This is a genomic window from Hassallia byssoidea VB512170 (assembly GCF_000817785.2).
Lineage (GTDB): Bacteria > Cyanobacteriota > Cyanobacteriia > Cyanobacteriales > Nostocaceae > Hassallia > Hassallia carrinoi.
In genome coordinates this window covers 1-11399 of sequence record NZ_JTCM02000158.1, presented here as the reverse complement: position 1 = coordinate 11399, position 11399 = coordinate 1, and the positions used below count along the sequence as shown (strand labels likewise).

The window sequence follows — 11399 nt, the reverse complement described above, 5'->3', positions numbered from 1 at the left end:
TCAAAGATACTAATCATTTAATTAGATGCTGGTAGAAGGTCAATTTTACTTTATACCATTTTTTTGTACCCAAATCATATTCCGGACGTGTCTATTGAATTGCTCCTTATTCTTATTTGGGGTCGAAACCCAGTTTTCCGATTATGGTTACTGAGTTTCGCGTTTTTACACTTTGACTCATGCGATCGCAGTTGAATGCTTGAATATCACGCGATCGCTTTTTCATTGGTAGTCAAATCTTCCAAGAGATAGGTTGCAGCTGCCGTCGCAAGTTCCAGTAAGCCTGCGTCATCCATCTCGCAGGCAAGGATCGTTTGGTGAGGGGATTCTTCCAACTCCAATTCATCTTCGCTGTTGTTATCGTTCAATTGAGTAGATGTTTGTTCCAGCAATGCTTCTACCGTTGGTGCAAAGGCGATACTCTAATAATTGTTGAATGCTTTGGGTGTCGCGACATGCGATACTTTCCCGTAGTTTTTGTTTCAATTCCGGCGACAATTCTAGGGTAATAATCGTCATAGTTTAATAGTGCGGTTAAACCATTTTTTTTTCATGTTATATCCGGCAAATCACATCTATTGTAGAGACGTTCCGGTGGAACGTCTCTACTGAATTTCAAATGATTTAATCATTGTCTGCGCTGTTTGGATAAAGTCATTGTAATTATCAATTGCTGCTGTGTAAGTAATTACATATGCCTTATCACCTTTTAAAGTAAAAAGTTGCATACTTTTTAAATTATTTTCCCCATCTTTACCAGTATAAATTAATTGATAGGCTGATTTATTTGCCAGAGTTGTGTCACTTGGCTTTTTAATTTCAGCTTTTACCAAATGTCTTGTGATGTCTTTAGTAGATGTATCGCTAAAATCCTCTAATGTCCCGGAAAAATCTTCAACGCTGATAGTCAGTTTTTCTGGGAATTTGTCTGCATCACCTTGTTTGGGAGACACAAATGCAACTACTTCGCCAGTGATAAGATTATCTATATCTCGTCTTTCCCAGCTTTGCGGATATTTTATCTTTATCCCGACATTTGGGTTTGCATAAGTTAAGAAATCTTCTGGTGGTTTAGAACCAAAAAATAAGTACCAATATCCAATACTGATTGCAAGTACTGCTGCGATCGCCAATCCTATCATAAATTTAGCCGGCGATCGCTCTAGCTGAGTTGGCGTAGTTGAATTGACTGTTGAAGACTCAGAAAATACTGTTGTTTGATTGTGTACTTTTGTGCCAAAAGCTTGTAATGCTTCCGATGCTGATTGGTAACGCTGACGAAAGTCATAGCGCACCATTTTATCTATAATATCTGCTAACTGTTGACTTACTTGTGCTTGATTTTGCCAAACAACTTCACCTTGAGAGTCTTTTGGCAAATTGCTTGGGAATATTCCTGTAAGTGCTTGGATAGCAATCATTCCCACTGCGTAGACATCGCTGCTTAATTGCGGGTGACGATTGGCTTGTTCGCTTGGCATATAACCACGAGTGCCAATAGCAACGGTAAAACTCGTTTGACCTTGAGAATTAACTACTTGGGTACTGATTTGTTTGACTGCACCAAAGTCAATCAAGACAATTTTACCATCTTGGCGCCGTCGGATGTTTGAGGGTTTGATATCTCGGTGAATAATTTCGTGCTGATGGACAAAAGCTAGAACTTCTAAAATATCTTGTAAAAGTTTAATTACTACAGCTTCACTCAGTTTCTGACCTAAAATCACTTCTTGACTAAGGTCGTGACCTTCGATAAACTCTTGAACTAAATAAAATTCTTCATTTTCTTCAAAGTGAGCCAAAAGACGCGGGATTTGGTCATGAGTTCCTAGCTTTTCCAGCATTTTGGCTTCGTTGTCAAAAAGTCGTCGTGCTTCCCGTAAGGTGTGGGGGTCTGTGTTTTTTGGTTGAAACTGCTTGACAAGGCACTGAGGATTTCCTGGTCGTTGCATATCTTCAGCTACGAAAGTAACTCCAAACGCACCTTCTCCCAAATATTTAACAATTTGGTAGCGTCCACCAAGCTTTTGACCCAGCATTACAGTCACCATAAGTCCTGCAAGTTATTACCTTAGTTGATAACGATTTTCGCACATAATTAAAGTTGCTAATATTTACGAAATACTGATATATCTAGGCATAGTACCGAAATGGTGCTTTTTATCAGTGTAATCGCTTATATTGCTATAAAAGTAAGATATACGCTTTTTTATGACACTTAGGTTACTCAGTCCGACGTTGACAAAAGTTGCAATTTGCGCTGTGGCAATGCTTCTGACCATTACAACAGCACCACCTCAGCCTAGTTATGCTAGCAACCGAAAGTTTTTTTGCGCTCAAAGCAAAGGTGTACCTGTAACATTTGCGCGTCGAGAAGATACGAGAAAAATACCAATCATTCGCTGGGTTTATTCTTATTCTTCTTTGACACCTCTACAACGTTGTCGAGAGGTATCGCGGAGATTTCAGAGAAGTTATGACAATGGTACTTTAAAAACGATTATTACTGGAAGGCTGAATAAACAATCTGTTGTGTGTGCTGTTGTGAGTACAAATGATGTTTGTAGCGATCGCACTGTCTTATTCACCCTGAAACCTGGCTCTAATGCCAAACTTGCTGTACAAAGCCTGTTTGATCGTCGTGCTTTAGCCTCTGGACAAATTCAGAATCAAAGTAACGATGATACTCAAATATATATTGATTTTGATACGTATTTGAATAATCTGCAACCTGAGCGGTGAAAAATCGTAGGGTGCGTTAACGCAGTAACGCACCGCTATAATTAGGCACGTTTTGGTTAATGCGGTGCGTTAAACTTCGTTATAACGCACCCTACAGAAAGTTTTATCATAAATTGGGTAAATAAGATGAAGTATTATCACGCGCTTTCGCCTGTGTTGATTGGTGTATCGATGGTGCTGGTACAATCTCAGGTAGCTGTGGGACTGTCTGCATCAGACGTAGAAAAGATTGGCAGAGAAATCACCGTGAAGATTGTTGATAGTCAAAATCCCAGCTTTGCGGGTTCGGGGATAATTATCAAGCACACTGGCAATGTTTACACTGTTTTGACTGCCGGTCATGTGGCAAAGGAGGGGAAAAAACAAATCATCACCCCTGATAAACAAACTTATCAAATCAAGAATATCAAACCTCTGCCAAGTTTGGATTTAGCTGTTGTGGAATTTAATAGCAATCAAAAATACACAACGGCGAAAATCGGCAACTCTGATAAAGTGACAAATAATAGTGTAGTTTACGTTGCTGGGTTTCCGGCAAAGACATCAGTAACTTCTAATGTTGATTTTAGAATCAAAGATGGCAAGGTAGATGCTAAAGGTTCGCAGCGTGATGGTTATGACCTCAGCTATGATAATCGCACGTCGAGGGGTATGAGTGGCGGCGCTATATTAAACGAGCAAGGGGAATTAATCGGAATTCACGGTAGAGCGATTACTCAAGCTTCAGAAGAAGATTCTGGGCAGGTTGTAATAAGTGGGGCTTTAGGGACTACTATTTATTCTAGTTTGCGGCAAATGTTGGCGGTTGGGGTGGATGTGGGAGTGAAGCCACCAAATGTAGTTGCAACGGCGCCGACAGCGGGTGATTTTTATCTGAAAGCGAGTGAAAAGTATAGCCAGAAAGATTATAAAGGCGCTATAGCAGATTTAAATCAAGCAATTCGCCTTAATCCTAACTATGCTCAAGCCTACTACAACCGGGGTATTGCCCGCGACGATTTGGGAAATAAGCAAGGGGCAATTGCTGATTACAATTCTGCTATCAAGATTAATCCTAACTATGCTAGTGCCTACGTCAACCGGGGTGTTGTCCGCAACGAGTTGGGAGATAAGCAGGGGGCAATTGCTGATTACAATACTGCCATCAAGATTAATCCTAACCATGCTAATGCCTACGTCAACCGGGGTAATGTCCGCTACAAGTTGGGAGATAAGCAGGGGGCAATAGCTGATTACAATTCTGCCATCAAGATTAATCCTAATGATGCCCAAGCCTACGACAACCGGGGTGTTGTCCGCTACGAGTTGGGAGATAAGCAGGGGGCAATTGCTGATTTCAATACTGCCATCAAGATTAATCCTAACTATGCTAATGCCTACGTCAACCGGGGTAATGCCCGCAACGAGTTGGGAGACAAGCAAGCAGCAATAGCTGATTACAATACTGCCATCAAGATTAATCCTAATGATGCCCAAGCCTACTACAACTGGGGTGTTGTCCGCTACGAGTTGGGAGATAAGCAAGCAGCAATAGCTGACTACAATAATGCCATCAAGATTAATCCTAACTATGCCGAAGCTTACACCAACCGGGGTATTATCCGCTACGAGTTGGGAGATAAGCAGGGGGCAATTGCTGATTTACAAAAAGCTGCTGAACTGTTTCGACAACAAGGAAATACAGCGTTGTACCAACAAACGCTGGAGTTGATTAGAACGATTCAGCAGTAAGCTGTGAGGGGAGAGTGGAGTGAGGGAATGTCTTAAGCAAAAAAATCTGTTATCAAATTGAAGACCATATTTGTTGAATGCTTCTTTTTGCGGCATCTTTCTCAAAGTTCCAGGTTTTCTTGGGATGAATGCCAGAACCGAGCAACACTACAAAGCTTTTTATCTTCTTCGACTCGATACACAATTCGCTATGGCTTGAGAATGACTTGCCGAATATCAGAACTGTTGAATTCCGGCACTATCTGACCTTTAAATGGAAACTGACCTAGTTCCTTGGTTTTGTTGAGCAGATTTTGCCCTACCTTTCTGGCTGCTTCTGGATTGTTTAATGCTATATACCGAACAATCGCTTCCAAATCTCCAACTGCTTTTAAAGACAATATTACGTTGTAGTCCATTCTGCCATCATTTGCTCTACAGACTCAACAGATATGCCCTGTCCTTGATCGATCTCGTCTAAACCTTCTTTAACAGCTGCAATAAACTCAATCTCCTGTAGAATTTCGCGTAAAGATACGGTGGCAGGTAAACGCTTTACAAGTTCAAGCACTGCTTCTTTGTCACTCATTGCAAATCACAGCTTGTTTAGGTGGACATGAATATTATACGCCAAGCTTCATTTTTCAAGTAGCTGGGCATAGACATCATCTTCAGTATTATCCCACACTGCATCAAGTGATTGGCTAGTTTTAAGCCAGAAATCTGCTTCATCATCGGGTAAAAGTGTTACTAACACTTTAGCACCTTCACTTTTCAGGTAAATGAACCACATTATTTTTATCTCACGCAAAGGCGCAGAGGCGCAAAGGAAGAAATCAGGAAGTAATTGAGTCTCTGATTGAATGGTATCACGAGCTGGGTAAGCTTTTGCCAGAAGCATTGGCTTTACCTGAGAAAGCTTTAAAGGTAGCGTAAATGGAAATGAGGAGATAGTGCGATCGCATCCACAACTTGATCGCTTTGCCCTAGTTTGTGACTGCTATTTGCAACTTCAAGCCATCCTTCAATTGCATCTTTCAAGTTAGCTGATACCTCTTCTATCGTATCACATAAAGGTTATGCAACCGGGAAGAGCAGGAACTTCTGCCCAGTACCCACCTTCTTCGGCTGGATGAATAATTGCTTTTATGTTCATGATGTTGTTTGTTGTTTTTACTTTTAGTCAAGTTTGCTGTCAGATATGAGCGATAAATCGCTCACTACGAACTTCTAAGCAGTAAATACTTGATCGGTGGTGAGAGATATAATTAAGGGGTGTTTTTAATTTTATTATAGATTTCATACCCAACCTGTAGAAACCCGACTTCTTCAACAAGTCGGGTTTCTGTGTCGTGACGAAAACTAATCGCAACGTTATGAAAATAAAAGCTGTCGTTACCAATGTTAAAGCTTTGGTTATGAATGCAGAAGTTTTCGTGACCAAAACTAATCGCTTCGTTACCAACGTTGAAGCTGTCGTTATTTATAAGGTTCAGATCCCCGATTTCGACAGATTTATCAGAGATATTACTAGGTTTTTGCCCTTTACAAAGTTCAAAAACGCACAAAAAATCATTAATTATCCTGATTGAGAATGCAGGTTTTGTAGGGCAAGCTAGCTATGTAATCTTTTTAGCGGAGTATATTTATGTCTCGGAAAAAACGTACATCGCCCTTTTTGCAAAAAGCTGAGTTAAGAGCTGCTGGATTAAAAGCGATCGATCCAAGTTTGGATTTTGGCGATGCTCGCAGCTTGCAAAATATGACACAATTAATTGAGCAGTTACGAGCAAAAATTGATGCTTATAACACGGCTCTATGTGTGATAGACTCTTATAAAATCGAGATTGCTCAGTTAGAAAAAAACTTGAGCGAACTTGCAGAAAGAATGTTGATTGGAATAGCTTTTAAATACGGCAAAGATAGCCGTGAGTATGAAATGGCTGGTGGTGTTCGTAAAAGCGAACGTGTCCGCAGAAGCAAGATGAATCGCTTAAAAATTAATACTGAAGAAGCATCCGGTGAGAACGCTAAAACGGCGTAATATAAGAAGTATATCAAAGTTGGGTTAATTAAACCCAACTTTATATATAGCTCTCATTCTGTCTTTGCGCTCAAGTTTGGATGACGGCAAGTTATGATCAGTTTATGCATGATTGTTAAAGATGAAGCCGCTACGCTACCTAAGTGCTTGGGTAGTGTTAAAAATGTTGTAGATGAAATTATAATATTAGATACAGGTTCTCAAGATAAAACTCCCGACATCGCTAAACAATTCGGTGCAAAGGTTCATCACTTTAAATGGTGCAATGATTTCAGTGCTGCCCGCAATGATGCTTTAAAATACGTTACAGGTGATTGGATTTTAGTATTAGATGCAGATGAAACTCTCACACCAAAGATTGTACCGCATATCAAAGAAGCTATACAAAGTGATTCGCATCTTCTAATTAATTTAGTACGAAGTGAAGTTGGTGCTGAACAATCTCCTTATTCTATGGTTTCGCGGTTGTTTAGAAAACATCCGGATATCTGCTTTTCCCGTCCATATCATGCTTTGGTGGATGATAGTGTATCGGCAATTTTAGCTAAGGAACCGGATTGGCAGGTAGGCTATTTACCAGAGGTGGCAATTCTGCATGAAGGATACCAAAAAAACGCGATCGCTCAACAAAATAAATACGCGAAAGCACAAGCAGCAATGGAAAGCTTTCTTGTCAATCATCCTGATGACCCATATGTATGCAGCAAGCTAGGTGCTTTATATGTGCAAACTGGTAAAATTGCCTCTGGTTTAGAGTTGTTAATTAAAGGTGTCGCTTCCAAACAAGCTAACGATGAGATTTTATACGAACTTTACTATCATTTAGGCATTGCTTACACTCGATTGCAAAATCCCAGACAAGCGATCGCTCACTATACCGCTGCAATCAAGTTAAATATTTACCCGATGCTCAAATTAGGAGCGTACAACAATTTGGGTAACTTACTCAAGGCAGCGTCCGATTTAAAATATGCAAAAGCTGCTTACGAAACAGCTTTGCAAATCGATCCTAATTTTGCTGCCGGACATTATAATCTGGGAATGACGTTTAAGGCTTTGGGATTGTTGAATGAAGCGATCGCATCTTATACTCAAGCGATTAAATTAAATCCCAACTATGCAGAAGCTTATCAAAACTTGGGCGTTGCTTGGTTGAAACTAGGCAATCTCCAAGATAGTTTATCAGCTTTTGGTCAGGCGATCGTCCTTCATGAAAAATACAACCCTGATGAAGCGAAAAAATTACGTCACTCTTTACGCGAAATGAAGTTGATTTAACCCGTAGTAAGGACTTCAGTCCTTAATTTAATTCAGACTAAGCACTTTAGTTATTAATTTAACCACTAAAGTGGTTACTACGATTTAATTCAGACTAAGCACTTTAGTTATTAATTTAACCACTAAAGTGGTTACTACGATTTTACCAATTCTGCGATCGAAGCAATTAATTCATTTACCACAACTGGTTTGGCAACATGTTTGGTAAAACCTGCTGCTAATACCTGCTGCTTGTCAGTCTCACCAGCATAAGCAGTCAAAGCAATAGCGGGAATATTCCCACCTTGTTCTGGTGACATAGTTCTGATTTGACGCATAAAGCTATAACCATCCATTTCTGGCATACCGATGTCACATAATAAGATATTTGGTTGAGAGTTAGTAAAATTAGATAATGCTTCTAGTGCTGATGCTGCTGCTGTGACGATCGCCCCAGATTTTCGTAGTAATATGCAGAGAAACTCGCGGGAATCATCATCATCCTCGACAATAAAAATTTTCACTCCGACTAAATTCGGTAGAGTTGAAGACTTAGTTGAGCTGTTTTCAGGCAACACAAGCGAAGCTGGAACCAAAGGTAATTTCACGCTAAACGTTGCACCTTTATCTTCTCCCGGACTCTCTACCGTTACACTCCCCCCATGCAAGTCTACCAGATTACGCACGATCGCCAATCCCAACCCCAGCCCGCCAAACTGTCTGGTTGTGCTGCTATCTGCTTGTTGAAAGTATTCAAATACATGGGGCAGAAAATCAGGGCTAATACCTTTACCCGTGTCGCTGACGTTAATTTGGACACAAGAGCCATTTTGCCTTAAACTAACTTCTATCTGTCCACCAGAGGGTGTGAACTTGACAGCGTTAGAGAGTAGATTTCCGATAACTTGGTGGAGACGATTAAAATCACCGTAAACAAAATTTACATTCGGGTCAATTTGAAGCTGAATTTGCATAGCTTTAGTTTCTGCTGCCCAGCGCACTGTTTCTAGTGCTGCGGCAATTACCGCTGATAAATCTACAGAACTAATTTCTAGAATCAGTTTATTGCGGAGAATCCGGGAGACATCGAGTAAGTCATCAATCAGTTGAATCTGCAATTTGGCATTGCGTTCGATGGTAGTGAGTCCTTTAACAATGGTAGCGCTATCAAAAGAGCGAGTTTGCAGCAGTTTTGCCCAGCCCAAAATGGGGTTGAGGGGTGTGCGGAGTTCGTGCGAGAGAACGGCAAGAAACTGGTCTTTGACGCGGTTGGCAGTTTCAGCTTGTTGACGCGCAGATTGTTCGCGAGTATATAGCGCTTCTCGTTCTTGCTCGGCTCGCTTGCGTTCGGTAATTTCTTGGACAATAATGTTGATACTTGCTACTTGGCGATCGCCATCTTGGAGGGGATAGTAACTAACCACCCATGACCGCTCAATGCCAGGTTGGGCTGGTGTCTCACCCTGGAGTTCATGATTGAGAACCGGTAATCTCGTGGCAATTATCTCCTCAAAGACTGGCTTTTGCACGTTTCCTAACTCTGGCAATACCTCGTGTACAGTTCGTCCCAGATGTTCTGATTCTGGAATGCCATTGATTTGGGCTAGCTGCTTGTTGACACGAATATATCGGAAATTAATATCTAACATACCCAGTCCAATCGGGGCATTAGTATAAATAGCTTCAATCTCTGTCAGTTGTTGCCGAATTGTTTCTTGGCTTTGACGTAGTGCTGCTTCTGTATGCTGACGTTCGACAATTTCCTGCTGTAATTGTGCGTTAGTCTGGATAAGTTCATTGGTACGCTGCGCTACCAACTGTTCGAGATTATCCTGATATTTTCTTAACTCCAGTTCCACCCGCAGACGTTCTTTTATTTGTATTTGCAGTTGTTGATTAGCTTGCTCTAGTTGCGCTGGACTCGGAAGCGCTAAAGCTTGCGGCACTAGGGGGACTAGTTGTAAGGCGGTAAATACAGATACCATTGCCGTAACCGCTTTAATTGCTCCCGACAACCAATAGGTAGGATACCACAGCGTCCAAATTTGCATCAAGTGCGTCGTGCCACAAGCGACGATGAAGGCAGCAAACAACAGAAATATCCAGTCAAACGGCAAATCCCGTCGCTGCCGGACAAACCAAAACAGTGTGATGGGGATGGAAAAATAAGCTAGTGCGATGAATGCGTCGGACAATAAGTGTAGCCCGACTAAATTTGTTTTCCACAGATAACAGTGTCCGTGGGGAATAAATGGAGATGATGTAAAAAAATTAGTCCACAATTCTGACATATGCTTGCGCTCTAGGCTTTTTGATTAATACTACAGAAGCCACTACTTGTATATTAATTATCTAATATTGCCAAGCTTGTTAGAGAGCACTTTGTCGAGCATTTATCAAAGTATGAAGTGTGAACAAAGAGTTATAGTCTAGTAAAGTGCCGAAGCGATCGCCCCGATGAAGCTATCTAACAAAAAACTTCTCCCAAGGAATAATTGCCGGGGCATTATGGCAGACAATATCAATCATGGTACGTAATAAAGGAAGGGCGATCGCATCCAAATCACCTTTATGAATCATATTTTCTACTGTTTGCCCAATTGCTAAAGCTAAGGAAGCACCCTCAACAGTATCATTTGGCATATATTCAGCTTTAGCTTGGCTGTAGGGAATACCCAAACCTAACAAACGTCCCATACGGCTGTTACGTCCACCTTGACAGGTAACGTACAAATCCCCAGCACCGGGAAGACTGTAAACGCTTTCGGTTTTGCCTCCCATCTTGTCTACTAAGTAGGCTGTTTCCCACATACCTTGAGCAAAGATAGCGGCAGCCAAATTGTGCATTTCGGCATCATTGACAGCTTTACCTGCTTTTTCCAAGAAGCCGATAACTAAGCCGACAGCAAGAGCATAAACATTTTTCATCGCGACACATACCTCAATGCCGATAATGTCGGTATTTGTCCAAATGTGATAGTAAGGAGTACGCGCTAACTCAGCTAAGTGTTGTAATAAAGCTGGATTTGTACTGGTAAACATCACGCAAGTATGGCGACGAGCTGCTAATTCTTGGGCAATCGAAGGTCCGCCAATAGCAGCAATTTGAATGCGATCGCGCAGCGACTCCGCAGGAGTATCGCGTACACCATCTGGCAAATTAGCGCAGAGAACATCGGGCAAAATCGATAATTTTTCACCATCACCTGCCAATCCCTTAGTGACTGCCAAGATGGGAATATCTACTGATAATACCGCACCCAGAGCTTGAGCCGCCCATTCTATACCGTGAGAATTAACGCCAATGACAACTAAATCTACACCTTTTATGGCTTCACTCAATTGTTCGCAAGTATAAGCTGTAACTCTTTCTGCTACCTGAATACCCAAGCGAGGATGGGGATAACCCGCTTGTAACTTGGCAATAATATCATCATCTAGATGCGTACCGACTAAATTAACGATATGTCCGTTATCAGTGAGAGGAACACTCAAGGCAGTTCCCATCACACCAGCCCCTAAAATTAAAATTCTCGCCATATTTACCTGTAATATCATGTCCGTTTGATTACTTATGATCGCCCAAAGAACCCCACCCCGCCAAAGCGTAGCTTTGTCTCCCCTCCCCGCTTGCGGGGAGGGGATT

General features: G+C 41.4%; 11 protein-coding genes and 1 pseudogene. 4 read left to right on the top strand and 8 right to left on the bottom strand.

Annotation, left to right across the window (positions count from 1 at the left end):
- Positions 1 to 206 precede the first annotated feature (206 nt).
- Both PI95_RS32920 and PI95_RS32910 read right to left on the bottom strand, forming a co-directional pair.
- Positions 207 to 392 (bottom strand): hypothetical protein, encoded by a 186-nt coding sequence (locus tag PI95_RS32920; RefSeq protein ID WP_039738460.1) that lies wholly within the window; start codon positions 390 to 392, stop codon positions 207 to 209.
- Between the two features lie 213 nt (positions 393 to 605).
- A complete protein-coding gene (locus tag PI95_RS32910) occupies positions 606 to 2039 on the bottom strand; it encodes a serine/threonine-protein kinase (RefSeq protein ID WP_039738543.1) in 1434 nt (477 codons plus the stop codon).
- Between the two features lie 172 nt (positions 2040 to 2211).
- Between PI95_RS32910 and PI95_RS32905 the strand changes: the two genes are divergently transcribed.
- Together PI95_RS32905 and PI95_RS32900 are read left to right on the top strand one after the other, a co-directional pair.
- On the top strand, positions 2212 to 2742 hold the full coding sequence (locus tag PI95_RS32905) for a COP23 domain-containing protein (RefSeq protein WP_039738461.1): 531 nt from the start codon (positions 2212 to 2214) through the stop codon (positions 2740 to 2742).
- Between the two features lie 126 nt (positions 2743 to 2868).
- Entirely contained in the window at positions 2869 to 4473 is a 1605-nt protein-coding gene (locus PI95_RS32900) for a serine protease (RefSeq protein ID WP_052324703.1), read from the top strand.
- 188 nt (positions 4474 to 4661) lie between these two features.
- Here the strand turns inward: PI95_RS32900 and PI95_RS32895 are convergent, their stop codons facing one another.
- From PI95_RS32895 to PI95_RS32880, 4 genes and pseudogenes are all read right to left on the bottom strand, one after another.
- The gene (locus tag PI95_RS32895; protein WP_201280705.1) at positions 4662 to 4871 is read right to left on the bottom strand and encodes a type II toxin-antitoxin system RelE/ParE family toxin; all 210 of its coding nucleotides are present in this window, start codon (positions 4869 to 4871) and stop codon (positions 4662 to 4664) included.
- Positions 4856 to 5041 (bottom strand): hypothetical protein, encoded by a 186-nt coding sequence (locus tag PI95_RS32890; RefSeq protein ID WP_039738462.1) that lies wholly within the window; start codon positions 5039 to 5041, stop codon positions 4856 to 4858. The genes PI95_RS32895 and PI95_RS32890 overlap by 16 nt, the downstream gene beginning before the upstream one ends.
- 48 nt (positions 5042 to 5089) lie before the next feature.
- Positions 5090 to 5353 carry a hypothetical protein gene (locus PI95_RS35420; RefSeq protein ID WP_039738464.1) on the bottom strand — a complete coding sequence of 88 codons (264 nt, stop codon included), beginning with the start codon at positions 5351 to 5353 and terminating at the stop codon, positions 5090 to 5092.
- 20 nt (positions 5354 to 5373) lie between these two features.
- Positions 5374 to 5608: pseudogene (locus tag PI95_RS32880) on the bottom strand (type II toxin-antitoxin system HicB family antitoxin).
- 492 nt (positions 5609 to 6100) lie between these two features.
- Here PI95_RS32880 and PI95_RS32875 point away from each other — a divergent pair.
- The gene (locus tag PI95_RS32875) at positions 6101 to 6496 is read left to right on the top strand and encodes a hypothetical protein (protein ID WP_039738468.1); all 396 of its coding nucleotides are present in this window, start codon (positions 6101 to 6103) and stop codon (positions 6494 to 6496) included.
- A gap of 108 nt (positions 6497 to 6604) precedes the next feature.
- Complete coding sequence (locus tag PI95_RS32870; RefSeq protein WP_039738470.1) at positions 6605 to 7774, top strand: tetratricopeptide repeat protein; 1170 nt, start codon at positions 6605 to 6607, stop codon at positions 7772 to 7774.
- A 134-nt stretch (positions 7775 to 7908) separates the two neighbouring features.
- On the opposite strand, the gene PI95_RS32865 is transcribed toward PI95_RS32870, so the two are convergent.
- Together PI95_RS32865 and PI95_RS32860 are read right to left on the bottom strand one after the other, a co-directional pair.
- A complete protein-coding gene (locus PI95_RS32865) occupies positions 7909 to 10044 on the bottom strand; it encodes a hybrid sensor histidine kinase/response regulator (RefSeq protein ID WP_039738472.1) in 2136 nt (711 codons plus the stop codon).
- Positions 10045 to 10216: 172 nt separating this feature from the next.
- A partial coding sequence (locus PI95_RS32860; RefSeq protein WP_236117296.1) for an NAD(P)H-dependent glycerol-3-phosphate dehydrogenase occupies positions 10217 to 11399 on the bottom strand: 1183 nt, incomplete at its 5' end.